The 21510-nt window shown below is 42.5% G+C and carries 23 protein-coding genes; 11 read left to right on the top strand and 12 right to left on the bottom strand.

Translation table 11 applies throughout. From position 1 onward, the window contains the following. Positions 1-651 precede the first annotated feature (651 nt). The 4 genes from R7190_RS10840 to galU all read left to right on the top strand — a co-directional run bounded on the left by R7190_RS10840 (position 652) and on the right by galU (position 6014). Positions 652-2751, top strand: a complete 2100-nt coding sequence (locus R7190_RS10840; RefSeq protein WP_206946823.1) for a YjbH domain-containing protein — start codon at positions 652-654, stop codon at positions 2749-2751. A gap of 97 nt (positions 2752-2848) precedes the next feature. Continuing rightward, positions 2849-4015: a nucleotide sugar dehydrogenase gene (locus R7190_RS10845; RefSeq protein ID WP_206946821.1), complete on the top strand. Its 1167-nt coding sequence runs from the start codon at positions 2849-2851 to the stop codon at positions 4013-4015. A 67-nt stretch (positions 4016-4082) separates the two neighbouring features. Further along, positions 4083-5087 (top strand): NAD-dependent epimerase, encoded by a 1005-nt coding sequence (locus R7190_RS10850; RefSeq protein WP_206946819.1) that lies wholly within the window; start codon positions 4083-4085, stop codon positions 5085-5087. Positions 5088-5135: 48 nt separating this feature from the next. Beyond that, a complete protein-coding gene (gene galU, locus R7190_RS10855) occupies positions 5136-6014 on the top strand; it encodes a UTP--glucose-1-phosphate uridylyltransferase GalU (protein ID WP_005397961.1) in 879 nt (292 codons plus the stop codon). A gap of 97 nt (positions 6015-6111) precedes the next feature. Here the strand turns inward: galU and tpiA are convergent, their stop codons facing one another. Beyond that, complete coding sequence (gene tpiA, locus R7190_RS10860; protein ID WP_005384863.1) at positions 6112-6882, bottom strand: triose-phosphate isomerase; 771 nt, start codon at positions 6880-6882, stop codon at positions 6112-6114. A gap of 269 nt (positions 6883-7151) precedes the next feature. Here tpiA and R7190_RS10865 point away from each other — a divergent pair, with 269 nt between their 5' ends. From R7190_RS10865 to R7190_RS10875, 3 genes are all read left to right on the top strand, one after another. Beyond that, entirely contained in the window at positions 7152-7499 is a 348-nt protein-coding gene (locus R7190_RS10865; protein WP_086046480.1) for a 5-carboxymethyl-2-hydroxymuconate Delta-isomerase, read from the top strand. Between the two features lie 209 nt (positions 7500-7708). Further along, positions 7709-8131: a DUF805 domain-containing protein gene (locus tag R7190_RS10870; protein ID WP_047009013.1), complete on the top strand. Its 423-nt coding sequence runs from the start codon at positions 7709-7711 to the stop codon at positions 8129-8131. A gap of 566 nt (positions 8132-8697) precedes the next feature. Further along, positions 8698-8964, top strand: coding sequence for a GIY-YIG nuclease family protein (locus R7190_RS10875; protein WP_371131107.1), 267 nt, complete (start codon positions 8698-8700; stop codon positions 8962-8964). Here the strand turns inward: R7190_RS10875 and R7190_RS10880 are convergent. The 3 genes from R7190_RS10880 to glpX form a co-directional block, all read right to left on the bottom strand. Next, complete coding sequence (locus R7190_RS10880) at positions 8958-9308, bottom strand: DUF3135 domain-containing protein (RefSeq protein WP_086046482.1); 351 nt, start codon at positions 9306-9308, stop codon at positions 8958-8960. The two genes, R7190_RS10875 and R7190_RS10880, sit on opposite strands and share 7 nt — an antisense overlap. 160 nt (positions 9309-9468) lie before the next feature. Beyond that, the gene (locus R7190_RS10885; protein ID WP_109168731.1) at positions 9469-10089 is read right to left on the bottom strand and encodes a helix-turn-helix transcriptional regulator; all 621 of its coding nucleotides are present in this window, start codon (positions 10087-10089) and stop codon (positions 9469-9471) included. Positions 10090-10474: 385 nt separating this feature from the next. Next, a complete protein-coding gene (gene glpX / locus R7190_RS10890; RefSeq protein WP_005383180.1) occupies positions 10475-11482 on the bottom strand; it encodes a class II fructose-bisphosphatase in 1008 nt (335 codons plus the stop codon). A gap of 348 nt (positions 11483-11830) precedes the next feature. On the opposite strand from glpX, the gene zapB reads away from it, so the two are divergent. Continuing rightward, positions 11831-12073, top strand: coding sequence for a cell division protein ZapB (zapB, locus tag R7190_RS10895; protein ID WP_005379536.1), 243 nt, complete (start codon positions 11831-11833; stop codon positions 12071-12073). Positions 12074-12212: 139 nt separating this feature from the next. On the opposite strand, the gene rraA is transcribed toward zapB, so the two are convergent. From rraA to R7190_RS10910, 3 genes are all read right to left on the bottom strand, one after another. Then, positions 12213-12719: a ribonuclease E activity regulator RraA gene (gene rraA, locus R7190_RS10900; protein ID WP_206946817.1), complete on the bottom strand. Its 507-nt coding sequence runs from the start codon at positions 12717-12719 to the stop codon at positions 12213-12215. A gap of 76 nt (positions 12720-12795) precedes the next feature. Continuing rightward, positions 12796-13713, bottom strand: a complete 918-nt coding sequence (locus R7190_RS10905) for a 1,4-dihydroxy-2-naphthoate polyprenyltransferase (RefSeq protein WP_206946815.1) — start codon at positions 13711-13713, stop codon at positions 12796-12798. Between the two features lie 128 nt (positions 13714-13841). Next, a complete protein-coding gene (locus tag R7190_RS10910) occupies positions 13842-14648 on the bottom strand; it encodes a hypothetical protein (protein ID WP_206946813.1) in 807 nt (268 codons plus the stop codon). Between the two features lie 374 nt (positions 14649-15022). Between R7190_RS10910 and R7190_RS10915 the strand changes: the two genes are divergently transcribed. Then, on the top strand, positions 15023-15679 hold the full coding sequence (locus R7190_RS10915; protein ID WP_170927755.1) for an inovirus Gp2 family protein: 657 nt from the start codon (positions 15023-15025) through the stop codon (positions 15677-15679). Between the two features lie 366 nt (positions 15680-16045). Here the strand turns inward: R7190_RS10915 and R7190_RS10920 are convergent, their stop codons facing one another. From R7190_RS10920 to radC, 4 genes are all read right to left on the bottom strand, one after another. After that, positions 16046-17206 carry a hypothetical protein gene (locus R7190_RS10920; protein ID WP_206946811.1) on the bottom strand — a complete coding sequence of 387 codons (1161 nt, stop codon included), beginning with the start codon at positions 17204-17206 and terminating at the stop codon, positions 16046-16048. Continuing rightward, a complete protein-coding gene (locus R7190_RS10925) occupies positions 17203-18027 on the bottom strand; it encodes a helix-turn-helix transcriptional regulator (RefSeq protein ID WP_206946809.1) in 825 nt (274 codons plus the stop codon). The genes R7190_RS10920 and R7190_RS10925 overlap by 4 nt, the downstream gene beginning before the upstream one ends. A gap of 114 nt (positions 18028-18141) precedes the next feature. Next, entirely contained in the window at positions 18142-18573 is a 432-nt protein-coding gene (locus R7190_RS10930; RefSeq protein ID WP_025631523.1) for a DUF2787 family protein, read from the bottom strand. Then, positions 18570-19043: a RadC family protein gene (gene radC, locus R7190_RS10935; protein WP_025631524.1), complete on the bottom strand. Its 474-nt coding sequence runs from the start codon at positions 19041-19043 to the stop codon at positions 18570-18572. Before radC ends, R7190_RS10930 begins: the two co-directional genes overlap by 4 nt. Before the next feature lie 141 nt (positions 19044-19184). Between radC and R7190_RS10940 the strand changes: the two genes are divergently transcribed. Next, entirely contained in the window at positions 19185-19361 is a 177-nt protein-coding gene (locus R7190_RS10940) for an AlpA family transcriptional regulator (protein WP_161444157.1), read from the top strand. Between the two features lie 162 nt (positions 19362-19523). Further along, the gene (locus tag R7190_RS10945; protein WP_029857381.1) at positions 19524-19748 is read left to right on the top strand and encodes a hypothetical protein; all 225 of its coding nucleotides are present in this window, start codon (positions 19524-19526) and stop codon (positions 19746-19748) included. 414 nt (positions 19749-20162) lie between these two features. Here R7190_RS10945 and hslU read toward each other — a convergent pair whose 3' ends face one another. Further along, positions 20163-21494: an HslU--HslV peptidase ATPase subunit gene (hslU, locus tag R7190_RS10950; protein ID WP_206946807.1), complete on the bottom strand. Its 1332-nt coding sequence runs from the start codon at positions 21492-21494 to the stop codon at positions 20163-20165. Positions 21495-21510: the final 16 nt, after the last annotated feature.

The following is a 21510-nucleotide window of genomic DNA, read 5'->3' on the forward strand; positions in this document are numbered from 1 at the left end:
TAAGTGATTTTCTTGAAAACCGTGTAACTAATTAAAGGCGTTAGTGATTGTTTTTATAGATTATATAATATCCCACTTTACTAGACACTACTAAAAATTTAATAATGGTAAAGGGATCTCATTAAGAAGCAACTTTTTAGTGTTTTTAAATTTTCTTTATGATTTTCTACGTGCTCTTTTGCAGTGAAAAGTGGGTTTTAATTTGGTCGGAACGCCAGAACTTCCATCGGAAAACAGACATTAATTCACTAAGTTCTCTCTATATCTCAAATCAAGATATAAGAAGTTAAGGTATTGTTTATCTCTTTAATTACAGGTGTTCTAAATATCTAAGGTTAATTATGTTATTAATAGTAGGAAATACTACGGTAGGGAAACCGAGTCTAAGGATGGATAATACATTTACTTAAATAATCCTAAAATTTGCAGCATCATTTATTTATGTTTATTGAGTGAAAGGTGTCGCTTGCTTATTCTTAACCGATCCGTATGGCAGCTTCTTATTGAAAGCTGGCGCGTTAATCTCGAACTGAGGACGTATTAATTAAAATGAAACTTGATGCAATTGTGAAGTTGAAGAAAAATACAAAATTGATAGCGGTGCTTCGGTTCCTTTTTATATGTATCAAACTTCACTAGTGGCAATGGCTAATGATAAAAAAAATGATAACTATGGTGTGTGTGTCTTCATTCCCCTTTTATGTGAATGCAACCAACATAACTGTTCCTTTAGAGCCTTTACCTTCTAACCAGAGTTTTACTGGCTTAATGTTTACCCCAAATGCTCAGTCGTTAGAGTATAGTGACTTTTCATTCACTTTTTCGCAAGGATTACCTTGGCGAGAGCAGATCCACAATCTAGATTCTCTTAAGTTCTCGTTTGGGGTGCTGGAGGGCTTAGAGGCACATGCGCGTGTAGTGACTGAAACTTATCACTGCAGAATTTTTTTGGAAGAGGGTTGCGGGATCCGCGATCTATCAATGTCATTTAAATATCAGTTACCCAATTGGTGGAATATCGATAGCTTAGATCTTGCAGTTGGTGTTCAAGATTTAGGTGGGGCGGCCAATCATTTCCAGACGAGTTATTTGGTTGGTGATTACACAACCGATTTTGCCCCATTACGTTTCTCTGCTGGTTATGGCATTTCAGATATCAAGTTAGGGGCCATGGATGGTGTATTTGGCGGTGTGGAATATCAGCCATTTCGTTTTATGCAACTTACAGCAGAATACGATGCTGTAGACTTTAACTCATCAGTGAAAGTGTTTACGCCAAAAGGAGTGTTGCCACATGACATATCCGCTTCACTCAGCTATCAGCTTTATTCTGGACATGATGCTGACGAAGTAACGGTGTGGAATGCCGCTTTTTCAATACCTTTGATATCTGCCTATACGCGTTCAGTAAACTTTTCTCAAAATGATCTGTCGTTGAGAGATAGGCTTTTTGTAGAACAGAAAAATGCTCAAGATGCTTCGATCTCCACTTTGGTTAGTGCGTTAAAAAAGGAAGGCTTCGTTAATGTTCAAGTGGGCGTATCAAATGACAAAGTTGTGGTGGCTGTAGAAAACCGCCGCTACAACCATAACCAAGTTGACGGACTAGGTGTCGCTCTGGGTATTGTGTCTAGTCATTTAGGTCAAAATGCGGCGCAAGATATAGGCGCTGCATCGGATCAATTTGAACTTGTGATGCTTGCCAACCAAAAACCAGTGGTCAGTGTTTTGTCTGACGCTAACTGTTACCAAAGTTTTGTCAATGGCAGCGCAGTTTGTGATGACATTCAGTTTATCACGCGCGATTTGCCGGAAAGACTAGACATGGTTGATTGGAAAACGGAGCGAGTTAATTCAGGCACTTTAGATTCGCAGATCGTGCTTTCTCCTATGGTAAGGCATGGTTTTGCAACCGAGTACGGTGTGTATGATTACTCTTTTGCTATGTCTAGCAACTTATACACCTACCTATGGTCTGGCGCGGCAATTGATGTTCGTCATATTTTACCTTTAGCAGAAAGTGACGATTTTGAAGAGGGCGGGTATTTCGAAGATAGCGCGTACGAGAACGAGATTGATCGTGCAATGGTGCATCAGTTCTTCCGTTTGCCATATGTCGATATAGCTAACCAGATCTCTTTAGGCTTGGTTAAGTCGGATTATATCGGTGCGCGCAGCGAATCAGCTTGGTTCTCTCAGTCAGGCAACCATGAGTTGGGGCTAGAGATGAGCTACTTTCAACATCAAGACGAAAAAGACAAAAATGGTTATGCGAACCCAGACCGCCAAACCTTTTTAACTCGTTATACATTCTCTATGCCGGAGTGGGATTGGCAGTTTAATGCGACTGCTGGAGAGTTTTGGAAGGGGGATGTCGGCGCAAAATTCACGACCTCACATTGGTTTGAAGACATAGAAGTATCGGCAAGTTATCAGGTGACAAAGTTTAACGATACAGACGAAGAGCAGTTTGTCACAGTGTCAGTAAAACTACCATTAACGCCGTGGCGTGATATGTCGCCTGGTGTTGTACAAGTTAGTGGCAACGAGGCTTATGATTTCAACGTTATGACACGAGTTGGAAACGATAAAAATTACTTAGCAGCTGGCCAGGGTGATGAACTTACAATGGATAATAGTATGCTTCGCCGTTACTTTAACCGAGGCCGTTATGGTCAAGAGTACTTTGAGCAGAACAAGCTGCGCATCCGCAACGCTTATTTGCGTTACTTGGGTACTCAATTGAATTAAGTTGTGTTGCTAGTTAGGCTTTTAGTTAATCGCCGCACTCTACCGAGAGTGTCGGTGTTTTGATATGCTAGCGTCAGTTAAATAATAGGAAATAAAAATGAAAATTGCTGTAGCAGGCACGGGCTACGTCGGTTTGTCCAATGCCATGTTATTGTCACAAAACCATGAGGTTGTGGCGGTTGATATTATCCAAGAAAAAGTGGACTTGTTGAACGACAAGAAGTCTCCAATTGTTGATGCGGAAATCGAACATTTTCTTGCAAACAAAGAGCTCAACTTTGTCGCGACGCTAGATAAAGAGCTGGCTTACAAAGACGCAGAGTTTGTTGTTATTGCCACACCAACGGATTATGACCCTCAAACGAACTACTTTAATACTTCTTCAGTTGAAGCAGTGATTAAAGATGTGATGGCAATTAATCCAGATGCAGTTATGGTCATTAAGTCTACAGTGCCAGTAGGTTACACTGCGCGTATTAAAGAAGAACTCGGTTGTCAGAATGTCATGTTCTCTCCAGAGTTTCTTCGCGAAGGCAAAGCTCTTTACGATAACCTACATCCGTCTCGCATTATCGTTGGTGAGCGTAGCGAACGTGCAGAGAAGTTTGCTAACCTTTTAGTTGAAGGTGCGGTAAAAGAAGACATCTCGGTTTTGTTTACTGACTCTACAGAAGCCGAAGCGGTTAAGTTGTTCTCAAACACATACCTAGCGATGCGCGTGGCTTACTTCAATGAATTAGATTCTTATGCTGAAGCACATAACCTTGATGCGCGCCAAATTATTGAAGGTGTAGGCTTAGATCCTCGTATTGGCAACCACTATAACAACCCGTCATTCGGTTATGGTGGTTACTGCTTACCTAAAGATACAAAGCAATTGTTAGCAAACTACCAAGAAGTTCCTAATAACATCATTGGTGCAATTGTTGATGCAAACCGCACTCGTAAAGATTTTATTGCAGACTCCATTATCAAACGTCAGCCAAAAGTAGTGGGCATTTACCGCTTAATTATGAAAGCTGGTTCAGATAACTTCCGCGCTTCGTCTATTCAAGGCATTATGAAGCGCATTAAAGCGAAAGGTATTGAAGTAGTGGTATATGAGCCAGTACTTAAGGAAGGTGAGTTTTTTAACTCACGTGTAATCAAAGATATGAATGAGTTTAAACAAAGTGCAGATGTGATTGTCTCTAACCGCATGGTTGAAGAGCTTGCTGATGTAGCTGATAAAGTCTACACACGAGACCTGTTTGGTAGCGACTAATCAAAATGACATTATAACAAGCCAGTCGTAGTGACTGGCTTTTCGGTTTATTAAGGTAATTAATCTGATGAAATACTTAGTAACAGGTGCGGCCGGTTTTATTGGTAGTGCAACAGTAGAGAAGCTAAACGCGGCAGGGAATGAAGTTGTTGGTATCGACAATCTAAATGATTATTACGACGTAAACCTGAAACTTGCTCGACTGGCTCGTATTGAGCATCCTATGTTCAAGTTTTTGAACGTTGATATTGCTGATCGCTCTGCGATGGAAACACTCTTCTCGACAGAGAAATTTGATCGTGTGATTCATTTGGCCGCACAAGCTGGCGTACGTTACTCTTTGGAAAACCCTCATGCTTACGCAGACTCTAACCTAGTAGGACATTTGAATATCCTTGAAGGTTGTCGTCAAAATGATGTTAAGCACTTAGTGTATGCATCATCTAGTTCTGTATATGGCTTAAATGCCAAAGTGCCATTTGCTACATCTGATAGTGTTGATCACCCGGTGTCACTGTATGCGGCAACCAAAAAGTCTAATGAGCTAATGGCTCATAGTTATTCGCATCTATACGATATTCCGACCACCGGCCTGCGTTTCTTTACCGTTTACGGTTCATGGGGACGCCCTGATATGGCTCCTTTTATTTTCACTAAAAAGATTCTTGACGGTGAAACCATTGATATTAATAACAATGGTGATATGTGGCGCGACTTTACTCATGTGGATGATATTGTTGAAGGTGTGGTTCGTATTTCGGATGTGTTGCCTGCACGTAATGATAGCTGGACCGTTGAAGCTGGTACTCCAGCAAGTAGCTCTGCGCCTTACGCCGTTTATAACATAGGCCATGGTTCACCGATTAACCTAATGGATTTTGTTAAAGCGATTGAAGATGAACTGGGTATTGAAGCTAAGAAAAACTTCCGAGAAATGCAACCCGGTGATGTCTATCAAACCTATGCGGATACAGAAGACTTATTTTCTGCGACTGGCTACAAACCAAAAGTAACTGTAAAAGAAGGAGTTGCTGAGTTTGTCTCTTGGTATAAAGAGTTTTACAACAAATAATAAATAGCGAGCTGAGTGCTCGCTATTGGTTGAGTTAGGTTTAATAAAATGATTAAAAAGTGTTTATTCCCTGCGGCGGGTTACGGTACACGTTTCCTTCCTGCGACTAAGTCGATGCCGAAAGAAATGATGCCAGTGGTAAACAAGCCATTGATTGAATACGGTGTTGAAGAGGCGATTGAAGCCGGTATGGATGGTATGTGCATCGTCACTGGTCGTGGTAAGCACTCGTTAATGGATCACTTTGATAAAAACTACGAGCTAGAGCATCAAATTAGCGGTACAAGTAAAGAAGCGCTGCTTGATGATATTCGTTCTTTGATTGATTCTGCGAGTTACACTTACATCCGTCAGCGTGAAATGAAAGGCTTAGGTCACGCTATTCTTACGGGACGTGAATTGGTCGGTGATGAACCGTTTGCTGTAGTGCTTGCGGATGACCTTTGTGTGAATGAGGACAAAGGCGTTCTAGCGCAAATGGTTGAGCTGTACAAACAGTTCCGCTGTTCAATCGTTGCGGTACAAGAAGTGCCGGAATCAGAAACGCATAAATACGGTGTGATTGCTGGCGAGATGATCAAAGATGACATCTTCCGCATTGATAACATGGTGGAAAAGCCAGAACCAGGCACTGCACCTAGCAATCTAGCGATTATTGGTCGCTACATTCTGACCCCCGATATCTTTGAGCTGATTGAAAATACAGAGCCGGGTAAAGGTGGCGAGATTCAAATCACCGATGCGCTGATGCAACAAGCTCAATCTGGTTGTGTTTTGGCATACAAATTTAAAGGTCAGCGCTTTGATTGCGGTAGTGTAGAAGGCTATATTGAAGCAACAAATTACTGCTACGAGAACCTTTATAAGAAGGATTCCAGTGCGGAGCTCGCGAAAAAACCAACCGTGAAAATTGCTGAGCCAGCGTAGGTCGGAACTTTCTATTAGGTACTCCGACGGTACAACACAAACAAAAAGGGATGCATGATGCATCCCTTTGTTATTTCTACTCTCAGTAAAAACGAGATTACGCTTTTGCTTTAGCCGCTGCTTTAGCGATTGCTGCGAAGCTTTTCGCGTCTAGAGAAGCACCGCCAACTAGAGCACCGTCGATGTCTGGTTGTGAGAAGTAAGCTTCAGCGTTTTCTGGCTTAACAGAGCCGCCGTATTGGATGATTACTTGTGCTGCAACTGCTTCGTCTTTCGCCGCGATTAGTGCGCGGATAGAAGCGTGGATGCGTTGTGCATCTTCAGCTGTTGCTGCTTTACCAGTACCGATAGCCCAGATTGGTTCGTAAGCGATGATTGCGCCGTTTAGAGCTTCAACACCGTAAGTGTCGATAACTGCGTTGATTTGACGTGCACATACAGCTTCAGTTTCGCCAGCTTCGTTTTGCGCTTCAGATTCACCGATACAGAAAACAGGTGTTAGGCCGTTTTCTTTTAGGAAGTTGAATTTCTTAGCGATAAACTCGTCAGATTCGTTGTGGTATTCACGACGCTCTGAGTGACCGATGATGATGTGAGTAGCACCGAAATCTTTCAGCATTTCTGGAGACATATCGCCAGTGAACGCACCGCTGTTGTTTAGGTCAGTGTTTTGAGCACCTAGGATGATCTTGTTACCGCCTTCAGCGATTACGCGCTCTGCTAGGTCGATGTAAAGTGCTGGTGGAGCGACTGCTACGTCAACACCTTCAACGCCTTCAAGCTCAGCGTTAAGACCAGTTAGCAGCTCAGTTACCATTGCTTTGCTGCCGTTTAGTTTCCAGTTACCCATCACTACAGGACGACGCATAGGAATATCTCCCTTATCTTTAATGTAAATAGTCAATTAATGTAAAAAATCTACGTAGGAATATAACAGAATAATGTGAACAGATCATGATTGGCGTCATGTCTTGTCCGGCTTTCTTTACTGATTTGACCAAGCATCGATCCTGTTATTTTTGTCAAAAGCAATCGATTGGTGATCACGTAGACAGAATGATAGTTCATTCCTCGGAAATTGCTGCTGAGATTGGTATTACTACGCGCTGGAATTAATTGTTGTAGAAAGGAATCAAAATGCCAAATCTCGTTTTAGAGTATTCAAACTCGGTTGAAGAACGTGTCAATGTTCAGGGGTTGCTGGAGGACTTACATAAAATGGCGTTAGAGAGTGGCCTTTTTGAGCTCGCGTCAGTGAAATCTAGAACGCTCCGGTGCCACAATTGGTTAATTGGGGAAGAGGGCGATAGCCTCGACTTTATCCATATCAACTTTGATTTGTTATCTGGTCGCTCCCAAGAGCAGAAGCGAGAACTGTCACGAGCCTTGATGGCGACACTTCAAGAGCAAGCCAGTCACGTGCACAGCTTAACGGTCAATATCCGAGACATGGACGTAGACAGCTTCCAGAAGGTAGTGAATTAGGTTGAACCGAGTTTCTTGAGAATAACGAGTAGGGTTAAGCATCGCGAGATGCAAGGGAACTGAAAGCTAATAGGCCTTATCGAGTCGTTGCTTGAGCTTAGTCTCTCTGCTTGTTATAACGGCGTTGTTGGCGATTACACTGCAGGTGTACTTTCCAAACCATATCGACTCGGCTAATCTATAACCTTTCTATTTTGGGGTGAAATTTGATGTCGACTAAAGAGTTACTGTTTTCTTTTCAAGGACGTATAAACCGTAAAACCTACTGGATTTGGAACGTCATTTACTATGTCTCTATTCTAGGTTTTGGTGCTGGAATCAGTAAGCTATTTCCTACTTTCTCCTATTTACTTCTCCCTATTTTCTTGGTGATTTTGTTAATCCCTGATTTGGCGATCACCACCAAGCGTTGGCATGACCGCAACAAATCAATCTATTGGCTAGCACTGAATATTCCGCTGATTATCGGACGAATCGCTACGCCAATGACTAGCCCTGTTGCACAAGAGCCGTCGACACCGCAAATGTTCGTTGCTTCCATTTCTCTGATTTGTGGTTTATGGATTCTAATTGAATGTGGCTTATTAAAGGGGACATCAGGACCAAACCAATATGGCCCTGAGCCGGAGTAATCGCTTCAAGTATCACGCTTGCTGTAAGTAGATTCTGAGTCTCGCTAGAATGACAAGCTCTTTTGATCTAGAGCTTGCTATTTTAACCGTCATTCTGAACAGTGAGGGACGAGCATGATTCAGAATCTATCGTCCGCTTGAGCTGTGGCTAAGGTGGGCGGGAGAGAATAGGAGCTTGCTGTTACCAGATTCTTAGTCTCGCTAAGGCTCGCTAGAATGACGAACTCTTTTGATTTAGAGACTGTTAAAGCCACTGTCATTCTGAACAACGAGGTACGAGCGTGATCCAGAATCTATCGTCTGCTTGAGCAGTGGCTAAGGTGAGCGGGAGAGAATAGGAGCTTGCTGTTACCAGATTCTTAGTCTCGCTAAGGCTCGATAGAGTGACGAGCTCTTTTGATTTAGAGGCTGTTAAACTCACCGTCATTCTGAACAGCGAGGAACGAGGTGATTCAGAATCTACGCACAGAGCGCTCCGAGTTTGAACTGAGCGAGTGAATTACAATGGAAAAGTAACAGCGAATCATGAAGGAGAATGAATCATCGATAGGACACCTTGCGTTTATATCCTAACGTCAAATAACAACGCCGTTCTCTACATAGGTGTTACCAGTCAGCTGCCCCAAAGAATATGGCAACATAAAAACGGAGTAGTGGAAGGATTTACTAAGAAATACAACGTTCATAAGCTCGTTTACTTTGAGTTATTCGAAGATATGGCAACTGCCATAAACCGAGAAAAGCAGCTCAAGCAGTGGAAGCGTGAGTGGAAGTTAGCCTTGGTAAGAGAAACGAACCCTAACTTTCTCGATCTATCTACTGAGTATCAGTAAAAATCATCCCTACCTTTAAATGCCTCTAAACTAACCACATCCGCTTTTTGAGTCGGTGCCGTTTCCCCTTGTAGCGCCGCTCTGAACTTCACGACCTGTTTTTGTAATTCGTTCATCAATACCACATTGGTGTGGTGAGGGTTTTTACACGTGCTGATGACCCTATCGATGTGGCTTTGCTGAGCCCACAGTCTTTCTTGCATGTTTTTTGATGCGCTTTCGATCATCTCTTTCGCCATTTCATGACGAAATTGCTCAAAAGCTTCTGGATCTCGCTCTGCCATTCGAACCATTTCATCGAATGGCGGAAGTGTTTGAGAAGAGTAGTGACGTAGAGTAGACATCAATGTTCTCCAAATCCTTATGGAAATTGCCTTTAGTTACTAAAAGCCTATACCACTAGAAAGAGGAGAGAGGATGAATTCTTCAGCCGTCTCACTTATAAGAGAAGCTTTTAAGCTTGCGATTAAATAAGTGCGGCATGTCGATGTTTGGTTGTGGTAGTTACTGCAGTTGTTGGATGCGGTACACGCAGCGTCTTTGACCGCTGATGATATGCTCGGTGCGCTCTATTTTGGTGTCACGTCCAAGCAAAGACTGAAAAACGCTCAATTCCGATTGGCACAAGCTTGGGCAGCGAGTTGCGGCTTTACAAATCGGACAGTGATTTTCGATCAAGATAAATCCGTTCTCATCTTGCTCAAGCTCGGCCATATAGCCTTCTTGCTCTCTTAGTGTCACAAGAGTTTCTAGTTTGCTTTGCAGAGAGTTGCATTGCTCAAGGTGCTGACGATAACTTTGTAACGTGAGTTTTTCTCTTTCCGATGTGACTTTTTCCAGTCCATCTTTGCCAAAGATATGTTCGACAGCTTCTATAAACTGAATGGTCAACTCACCGTGACGGTCAGCAAATTGCTCATGACCTTTTTGAGTAAGAGACCAATGACGAGCAGGGCGACCAACTTTTACTTTTACGTCATGGATAGAAAGAATGCCATCATCTTCTAAACTTTGCAGGTGCTGACGAGCCCCCATGGTTGTCATACCTAGCTCAGAGGAGAGTTGTTTTGCAGTGACGGAACCATCACGCTTAACGATTTGCAATATCCTATCTACGGTCTTCATATACCCACCATTTATACGTCAGTACATATTATGCGCGATAGGGTTAGTAAAGAAAAGTGTTGACTTAATTTGAGTGGGGATCTGTTGGGTCTATGTTCATGCGAACCAATATATATCGCCACTCTGAACAGCGAGAAACGAGTGTGCTTCAGAATCTATCGTTCGGTTGTGCAATGGTTATGGTGAGAGGGAGAGAATAGGAGTTTGTTACTACTAGATTCTTAGTCTCGCTGGAGCTCGCTAGAATGACGAAATCTTTTGATTTAGAGCTTATTAAAGTCACCGTCATTCTGAACAACGAGGAACGAGTGTGATTCAGAATCTATTGCCCGTTGTGCGGAAAGAAAGGCTCAAACTCAGATTGAGCTAGAGCCTCGAGAAATGCTTAAAGAATAATATCACGCACTTCTGGATCTTTACGATCTAGGTAGTGAGTCGACTTAATACGACGAATAGTACGGCATCGACCACGCACGAGCAGCGTTTCTGTGGTTGCGATATTGCCTTGGCGAGAGATGCCTTCTAGCAAGTCACCTTTAGTAATGCCTGTTGCTGAAAATACCACATTGTCGCTACGAGCCATGTCTTCCATTTTGAGGACAACATTCGCTTTTACGCCCATTTCATCGCAGCGTTTTAGTTCATCTGCGCCGTAAATGCGGTTTTCTTCAGTATCGCCTTTTACCTCATGACGAGGAAGCAGGCGACCGTGCATGTCACCATCTAGCGCTCGAATTACTGCTGCTGATACAACCCCTTCTGGCGCACCGCCAATACAGTACATCATGTCCACTTCACTGTCTGGCATACAAGTCAGAATAGAAGCAGCCACATCACCATCAGGCACCGCAAAAACACGTACGCCCATTGCTTGCATTTCTGCAATAACGTCATCGTGGCGAGGTTTCGCAAGGGTAATAACGACTAGGGTATCAAGTGGCTTGTTCAGGGCTTTTGCTACGTTCTCTAGGTTCTCTTTTAACGGCTTTTCTAAGTCAATCACGCCTTTTGCACCAGGGCCAACAACCAGTTTTTCCATGTACATATCTGGCGCTTTAAGAAAGCTGCCTTTCTCACCTGCGGCAAGTACGGCTAGTGCGTTTGATTGCCCCATTGCCGTCATACGCGTCCCTTCAATCGGGTCGACTGCAATATCTACTTCATCACCACCAATACCCACTTGCTCACCAATGTATAGCATTGGCGCATCATCGATTTCACCCTCACCAATGACAATTTCACCACTGATATCTGTTTTGTTCAGTAGGGTGCGCATAACTTCAACAGCTGCGCCATCGGCTGCATTTTTATCGCCACGGCCAAGCCATTTGTAACCAGCCAAAGCTGCACCTTCAGTCACACGGGAAAATGCCATTGCTAAATCGCGTTTCATGATGTCTCCAAGTAAGCAAGAGGGAAGAAGAATTTGCGCGGCGATTCTATCACAACGTAGGGTAAACGTTTGCCTTTTTGCGGCGCTTTTACTTTATCTAACTTGAATTTGATCAATACTTAGGGCGATTTTCAGCGTGGCGGGAGGCAAAATCCTTGCTCAAAAATGCTTCGGCGATAAGAAAAGTCAGCGTTTAGTGAGATTGCGCCGATTTTTTGACCGAATGATGCGAAATATCGAATATAGTGAGTGTTTCTCATCGCGACGCTGAGTAGAATGAACCTTATATAGGTTAGGTGTGCATCAATCTCGCACATCGTCCCAACGGAATAACATAGGTAGGCCAAGATGTCTTTTGAAGTACTAGAACAACTAGAATCTAAAATTCAAACTGCAGTTGACACAATCACTCTTCTTCAGATGGAAGTCGAAGAGCTGAAAGAAGATAAAGCTAAACTTGCGGAAGAAGCGAATGAGCTTCGCTCTCAACGTGAAGAGCTAGAGCAAAAAGCACAACAAGCACAGCAAGAGCACGCACAATGGCAAGAGCGCATTCGTGCACTACTTGGCAAAATGGACGAAGTGGAATAATCCGGCTTCTTCATTCCAAATTAAACACAAACACCCGCGTTAAGCGGGTGTTTGTGTTTTGGGAAAGTAGAAAATCTTTAGGACAAGCTCGATACTGATAGCCAAGAGAGGGCTCTATAATCTAGACACCTAAGATTCGTTATTCTTCTTCATCCAACTCTAAATCAATATTCAATGGCTCAGGCGATAGGATGATCCCAGTGCTATCGGCATAAATGTAATCTTCTGGAAGGAAGCTAACGCCGCCGAAGTTTACGGGTATATCTAGCTCACCGATGCCTTGGTTCGTCGCTCCAACAGGAATAGAAGCGAGGGCTTGAATGCCTAAGTTCATATCTTCAAGTTCATCGACTTCACGAACACAGCCGTAAACGACAATGCCTTCCCACTCGTTTTCTTCCGCAATGGTTGCGATTTCTGCATCGATAAGAGCTTTACGTAGGGAACCGCCACCGTCAATTAACAAAACGCGACCAAGTCCATCTTGCTCTAATGTCTCGCGGATCAACGAATTATCTTCAAAACACTTGATGGTGGTGATTTGCCCGGCAAATGAAGCGCGACCGCCAAAGTTACTGAACATTGGTTCAACCACATCTACCTGGTCGAGGTAGATATCACAGAGTGCTGAGGTATTGTATTCCATAGCGTACCTTTCTAAACAGAAATTGGTTGTCTTTGAGTATATCTAGGCATTAAGTCAATGCAATGACAATCCTGTTTTAACTTACTAGAGTTTGAGCTACCACAATTGTTGCAAACAAAACGTTGGTGACTAGAGAGCATTTCACGATGACTGGCATCATTGGTGCTATTTGAGCAGGCTTTTGTGTATGCCAAACCGCTTTACCATGATCGGCCACGAAATAAATACTAAGTAAGAATGGCAAGCTAATCCAAACGGGTTTGTCTTGAATTAACAAGTAAGCCGCAAAGGCAAGGATAGCTCCGCCAAGTAAAATAAAGTGGTACTGTTTGGCTTTACGTTGACCTAAGCGTACCGCCACCGTGCGTTTACCACACTCTCGGTCGTTCTCTATATCACGCATATTGTTGATATTGAGTACTGCAACGGCGAGTAAACCGCAGCCTAAAGCAGGTAAGAATAGCGTGGTGTCTACGTGACCGGTATGCAAGAAGTAGGTACCGGATACGCCGAGTAAACCAAAAAACAAGAACACTGATATATCGCCAAGCCCCACGTAACCGTATGGCTTGTTACCCATGGTATAAGCAATGGCCGCGAGAATGGCCAAGATGCCCAGCCCGATAAACGTCACAATGCTTTCCAGTGAGCTGAGTGCATAGAAAACTAACACCAAGCCTGAAATGGCGGTCAGAGCAATGTTAAAGATAATCGCCTGTTTCATTTGTTTAGCACTTACCGCGCCTGACTGCATCGCTCGTAATGGGCCGAGGCGTTTGTCGTTATCTGTACCTTGAACGGCATCGCCATAGTCGTTTGCCAGGTTGGACAGAATTTGCAGCAATGTCGCAGTTACGAAAGCCATGATGGCAATCGTCAGTGAGAAATGACCTGCCGAGTAGGCGAGTACGCTACCCGTTAAGATAGAGACTAATGCCAGAGGTAATGTTTTTGGACGAGCGGCTTCAAGCCAGATCTGTAGAGATTGTTTCATGGAAATTTCGTGCTAGTAACCAATGTGCCCAGTATAGACATAAATTTTTATGTACACTATTAACTTAAATCAAATAGAAGACGATTAAGTAAACTAATATGAGTATTAAAAGCAATACAGCGAGGTTCCTATAGCCTTAAGAATTCATTATTTATGAGTGATTCTATAACTTTATTTCTTTTCATGTTTTTTGAAATTGATATAGCTTTAAGTTTTTCATTGCTGCTTTCAGATAAGTTTATACAATATTGCTTTTTAGATTGAACTTTATCTCTAAACTTCTTTTGATCCCATGCCTTTTTTATCCTTTTAATTGTAATGTCTCTTTTGTTCTCTTCAATTGTATCAAAAAAAGCGATAATGAAATCTTTCAGGTCTTTCGTTGAATTTTTATTATTCCAAATGTATTTAATAACCAAAGGCTCATGTTTAAGTATGTAGCTCCATGCCCACTTTATTTTTTCTTCATCATCATCTTTTAACCATGAAATGATCTCAGTTTTATCAAGTGATAAATTCCATTTTCTTACAATCTTTATCTCTAGCTCAATATAATTGCACTTGCTTTTTTTTACCTCTTTTATATATAATATTACCCGTTTTGCTCTTTCTTTAAAACTGTTTTCATTTGGATTTAATGATAGTTTTACTAATGGTTTTTTTTGAATGTAAAACCATGAAAAATTACAAAATCTTTCATTTTTATGCATTTCATTATTTATGTATAAAATTGAATTATACTTTTCTTCTATTTTCCCGACAATCCTTTTGCAATCTTCAAATGAATATGATTTAAGAGCAGAATTTATTATTCTTTCATTTTCTTTAATACTTAATGATTCTTCCCATACTGCACTAATATCATGTTTTGATAGCTGATTAGCATAGAATCTTCCCATAGTTTCATCTTCAATTTTGACATTGTAATTTCCCATAATTAAACCCTCTGAAATGTTAATGTATAGCAACTAGTATCTTATATTTACTACAATGTAGTTTCAATCTATTTGGAACTGTACCTATAAAACTACAATGTAGTTTTACCCAGGAATGTAAGTTAAACGCTGACATTAACTAATTCCTCATGGTTGTCGCTAACTTCAGAGTCGCTCTTTTACATCTGTTATACAGGAGGCTTAGACTGAACTCTTACCCGATATGTTGGTATGGTTAATATACTTAATACATACTTAACGAAGTACTCATATCCTAGATACCACTACCTAGTAGAATTAGTATGCTCTCCTTAAATACCATGTATTAAATAACACAGTAATTCATATCTTTGGATTAATACCAAAGAGAATGAATGATGATTTATACTTACAAAGGTTTAGAGGTTCTTTATCCGGTCAGTGAACTCAATACACACTATTTAGATCGGATCATATTAACCATGTCTAAAGCATTAAAAGACTATAAGAGAGTTCATGCGTTAAGGCTGGATTTGAGACTTCCTGTTTCTGATAGTGAAAAAGATATACTTCGCAGAGATGAGGTTTTGAACAATACATTTAATCAAAAAAACATAATTAAACGATTCTTTGAATCATTGAAGGCAAAAATAAAAGCGCAAGAAAAAAGAATGAAAGCGAGTGAGAAAAGGGTATATCCATGTCACCTACGATATGTTTGGTGTAGAGAAAGAAATAAATCTGACAATGACCACTATCACCTTGTCCTGTTTTTTAATAAAGATAGATATTTTAGTAGCGGTTATAGAGATAATGAAGAGAGTTTAGTAAGACTCATTATGGATGCATGGAGTAGTGCACTAGGAGAGTATGTTGATAATGCAGATAGGTTGGTTCAACTTGTTTATAAAGGTACACATTACTTAGATCAAAATAAATATGACTTCGAGAATAAATACCAGGCCCTCTTTACAAGACTCAGTTACTTTGCCAAAAATAGAACGAAGCATTATGGTGAAGGAAAACGTTGCTTTGGAACGAGTCAAGGGTGATAGCCAATATACACACCTGTTTAGTATTTCGAAACGTGATTGCTCTTTAGATTGATTATAAGTGTAGAGATAACTGGAATAGCATATGGCCTCTTAGTTTTAATCTGCCATTCGGAGTATACTAGATAAGCACACAGCATTCGGTAGTAAGGTCATGCGCCGCTGGTATATTGGCCTCGATAACAACAGTAGTGTTAATGATATCCGTCCTCAGAACCCTACGTCTGTGTCAGTGTAAATGCCGTCTCACGTACTTAGTTATTCACGTCTTCTTTCTAAATACGCTTCGTTGCGCTCCACAATGACATTAGGAGTCAGACAAAAAAATAGGAAGCTAGGCTTCCTATTTTTACGAACTGCTGAAGATTACGGTTTGGTTAGAGTAACACATGCTTTCCATGGAAAGTTAGCAGGTGCAGGTTTTACTGTATTAACCGTAACGCAGTCTTCGAATGACTGACCTTCAAAGTCTACATCCGTTAGACGATACCAAATACCAACGCCAGTATCAGTGTATTCAATCGATGCGATTTCACCGTGTTTGAATTCACCAATAACTTCGAACGTCATAGGACGACCTTGGTAGTCGATAGCACTAGCGCCAGCTGGACGTAGTCCTCCGATTTCATCAGAACCGATACCAACGCCTGAAGTGTAGCGGAACACAGGCAAGTCTTTGTTAGGTAGCACGCCGTCACCATCGATGTCGATGAAGTAATCCACGTGTGGAATATCAAAGTCTAGACCGTTGTCTGCGTAGTACTTCTGAGTATTTTCATAAGCGGCAGTTTTGTATAGTGCGAGGCTGTACTGGGTTAATGCTTGTTTCATCTCTTCAAACTGAACGGACTTAGGCTCTAACAAGACCTGACCAATTTTCTCGATTTGTTGCTCTAACGTGAGTCCGTTTTCGGTCGCCATGGTTAAAGTACTTGCAGAGATAACGAGCAGCACAGTGCTGGTATCGCCAGCGTTAGAAAGGTTGACGTTATAGAAGTTAATATCGTCTGCCCATTGCGCAGGGTCATAACTGTAAAGGCTTAGCAGCTCAGAGGTGGTTTCATGTACCGCCTCATCAAAGGACTGCCCGGCTTGTACCTTTGCCATGATACTGGCTTTCATGGCCGCTGTAGCAACATTGAAGTTCACTTGTGTCGTCGCGTTCATATCGACAAAAGCGCTCATGCGCATCTGCTCATCACTTTTTCCTGTCAGCTCATTAAAGTAATCCCCCTGTGCAACGAGCTCGACATAAGGCGTATTGAATCGCTCATTCATGTTGTAATTACCTTCATAGTCCTCTATTTGAGTAGTGTAGGAGATGTCGGTTTTTTCTAAGTCTTGGTTAAGTTCATAGGCGGTGACGACTGAACCAGGTTGTAGAGGACCTTTCTGTACTGCACCACCAAATTGATATGATTGCCCTGAGTCGTTATTGTCACGCTCGCCAGAAGAGCCGCCACATCCGATTAAGGCTAAAGGAACCGTAAAGAGAGCGATGGTAAGTAGGGGTTTAGATAGGTTCATTCTATTTCTCCATAATAAGTTTTAGAGGGTACTATTTTGTTTAATTCAAGATGAGAGCTAGCGATATCAAACAGCTCTTGAACTTCAGAGGCGAGCAGAGTTGCATCCGTTTGAAGTTCAAAGCGAAAGCTCGACATGGTGGCCTCCTGGATGTTGCTAAGAGGTAAGGTGTTCAACTTGGTATGCGAGTGTGTCCGCCAAACGAGATAAGGACTTCCTTGATGGAGTACGAGACTTATTGGTTGAACGTTAGTTAGGCGCAGAGCGTCATCGCCTTCGTTTATCTGTAATGAGATAAGACGCTGTTGAAGTGTCGCTAGGCATACAATCTGGAAAACCTGAATATCGACTTGAATGTGGTTACTTAATGGGTTTTGGATGGTGATAGGAACTTTAGATGACCAATGATTTTGAATGTTATTGATGTCTTCAGGGGTTATGTTCGAGAGAAAGTCATCTAAGAGTAGAGCTAGGCTGTTAGGCAGGTGATGCTTGGTTGACTCGATGAGCCAATAGAGCAATACCGCTTCGTGAGCCGTTGTGCTCATCTTCAGAGCTTCGGTTTTTTGGTAGCCAAAGGGTTTGTCTCTATCATCCACCATGACATTGGGAAACATGGCACAGATAGCGGACAGATTACGTTGGATAGTGCGTAAGGAACGCTCTAAACCAAGCGGGGACAATTGAGCTTGAATTTGCCTAGCGGTGACTTTCTTATTGTAAGGAATAAGGTTGTAAATCGCCAAGATAAGCTCAAGGTGATACTGAGTTTGGTTAGGTTGCGTCATGGTCAGTTCAACAAGGTTCGTTCTGTTGGGCATGACAATATCAAAAAGGTGCGACAAAGCTCGTCGTATCAATGCTTTAAGCAAAAATGATACGACGCAATTTGTCACACCTACGTCATGAAGTGTCGTGATTAAAGGGGCAGAGGCTTATTTTCCAACGATGGATAAATCGATCTCGTCAAAATCCATGCTTGAAAGATGTCGAGCGAACGTTTTCATCCATACCTGAAGAAGGTCGATTACTTCTGGGTGTTCAAGGTTTACCGCCCCTGTATCGGGCTGATAACACCATCCCTTGGCAAGGTGGAAGTACAGTTCAGGCTGAACGTTGAGCGCGCTCTCAAATGGGTAAGAAAAGCTGGCAAAGAAGACAATCTGCCAGGGCTCTGAATTTGCAGTGCGTTTGAACTGCACTTCAACAGGATGAATACCTCGACCATGGCGGTAGTAGCTTAATTGGCGGCAAGTCAAGAGCAACTGTTTGGCATTGTCAGGTAAAGAGTACCCCTTAAATAGATTCTCCAATAGTTGATGCAATTGTGGCGCTAAAGAAACGCCACCATAAATCGTGTTGATCATAGCCACCCCTTTTCTGCAAACGACACACTGCTTTCTCCGACAACGATATGGTCAAGCACCCTGACATCTACTAACGCTAAAGCGTCGATAAGCTTACGTGTGATACGCCTATCCGCTTGAGATGGGGAAGGGTCACCAGAAGGGTGGTTATGCGCAAGAATGACCGCCGCCGCATTCACTTCCAAGACGCTTTTGACGACCTCGCGCGGATAAACGCTGGCGGAGTCAATGGTGCCTTTGAAGAGTGATTTAAACTCGATGACACGGTGTTGGTTATCAAGTAGTAGCAGAGCGAAAACCTCGTGCTCTGCACTGGCTAGTTTGAATCGAACATACTCTTTGGTTGCTTCCGGGTTACAAAGGGCATTACCTCGAACGTAGCGGTTAGCGAGGATTTCAGCAGCATGCTCTAGGATTTCATTTTCTTGATGTTTCTTTTGTTTTTGGTAGTGAAGGTGATTGCTCGACATAGGTCCTCCAAGTGTTAAACGATAGGTACTTCACTAAGAGGACATATATCTGAAAGTAATTAGATTAAGAGTGAAGAAGAGTCCTGAACGTTTTTCTAACACAGCGTTACCCCATGGGTAAATGAATTAGGAGTAGGTCCCATGAGATTTTTAAAGATGAAAGAAGTGATGGAAAAGACTGAATTAAGCCGCTCGGCTATCTACCGAAAAATGAACGAGGATGCTTTCCCGAAGTCGGTCAACTTTGGTGACCGTGCGGTAGCATGGGTAGAAAGTGAAGTAGGTGATTGGGTTGAGAGCATTCTATTGACACGTTGATGTGAGGGAAGTCAGCTACTTTGATTTGAGCTATTTATGAATATATATCATTCAGGTGAATGACCTTATCATTACGATAAACGAGAAGTTTCAAAGTGTGTTATTCAATCGAAAGGGTTGCCATCGGCAACCTTTTTTTTACTTGTTAATAATGGAGTTTTTATGTCTTTGTATCAAACGCTTGGTAAGGCAATTACAGGAACTGCGAGTGTTGCTGGTGTGATCACTGCTGCGCCAGTATTTGGCCCGAAAGGAACAATTACATCTAGTGGCATTGTCGTGTCCGTGTTGGTTGGAACGTCAGCGGCATTGATTGACCAAGCTATGCAATCCACACGTTTGCAATGCCCTACTGTCACAGCTAACGAATATTGTGACGAACTATAAGATACAAAACCTATAATTATATTCGTTTCAGGTTCTATACTTGAGAGTCCATGCCTGAGCCCGCTTTCTTTATTCAGGGAGAGGAATCATCTAATTAATATTAAACATAGATTTCGATTAGTTGCCTGAAAGCTCTCATCCTACAATAAGGTGAAAACGCGTGTTAAATGGCGCTACGAGATTAGAGTAAATTTAATTCGTTATCCATAGAGGTATAGGCATTGCGCTCTCATCGTCTATGGATATTTTTTTTTTGAAATTTAGTATCATTTTCGCGTAGCTCAAGAAAGCCATTACCCAGTGTCGCTCTTATTAAAAGTGGCGTGATGGTAATGGCTTAAATGCACCAAATGACAATTTCCAAATATGTACATTTACACTAGGTAATTCTCTAGGCTAATTGACTCTTACTACTTACAGAATAAAGCGGCTTAGATCTTCATCTTCAATCGTGTCGCCTAGGCGCTCTTTCACATAAGCGGAATCAATAACGAATTTAGCGCCAGATTGCTCCGCTGCGTCGTAAGAGATTTCATCCATCAAGCGTTCCATTACGGTGTGTAAGCGACGAGCACCGATGTTTTCTGTGCTTTCGTTGACCGTCCATGCCGCTTCCGCGATTTGCGTGATGCCGTCTTCTGTGAATTCGATGTCCACATCTTCCGTTTTCATCAACGCAACGTACTGCTCTGTTAGAGAGGCTTTTGGTTCTGTCAGAATGCGTTTGAAGTCGTTGCTGCTTAGTGCTTCTAGCTCAACACGAATTGGTAGACGACCTTGCAATTCTGGGATCAAGTCAGATGGTTTTGCCACTTGGAATGCACCAGATGCAACAAACAGAATGTGGTCTGTTTTTACCATGCCGTGCTTGGTTGATACCGTGCTGCCTTCAATCAATGGAAGTAGGTCACGCTGAACACCTTCGCGTGAAACGTCTGGGCCTGAGCTCTCGCCGCGTTTACAGATCTTGTCGATCTCATCGATAAATACGATGCCGTTGTTTTCAACGTTGAAAATCGCCGCTTCTTTTAGCTCTTCTTGGTTAACCAGTTTTGCCGCTTCTTCTTCCGCTAACGCTTTCATTGCGTCTTTGATTTTCAGCTTACGTTTTTTCTTAGTGTCGCCTGCCAGGTTTTGGAACATGCCTTGCAGCTGGTTAGTCATCTCTTCCATACCTGGGGGCGCCATGATCTCTACGCCCATTTGTGGTGCGGCTACGTCGATTTCAATTTCTTTATCGTCTAGTTGGCCTTCACGCAGTTTCTTACGGAAGATCTGGCGAGTGTGAGAAGACTCTTCCGTTTGCTCTGCTTGACCCCAGCTATCACGTGCTGGTGGCAGTAGCGCATCAATAATGCGTTCTTCCGCTTGCTCTTCTGCGCGGAATTTAACTTTCTCCATCGCTTGTTGATGCGTCATTTTCACAGCGACATCGGTTAGGTCACGGATGATGGTTTCAACTTCTTTACCAACGTAACCCACTTCGGTGAATTTTGTCGCTTCAACTTTGATGAAAGGGGCATTTGCCAGTTTTGCGAGGCGTCGTGCGATTTCAGTCTTACCAACACCAGTAGGGCCAATCATCAAGATGTTTTTTGGCGTCACTTCGGCACGCAAGCTTTCTTCAAGCTGCATGCGTCGCCAGCGGTTACGAAGTGCAATCGCAACCGAACGTTTGGCTTTTTCTTGACCGATAATGTGGCGGTTCAATTCATGAACGATTTCGCGAGGCGTCATTTCAGACATATTCTTTCCTTACTTC

Source organism: Vibrio sp. 1078-1 (genome assembly GCF_033340475.1).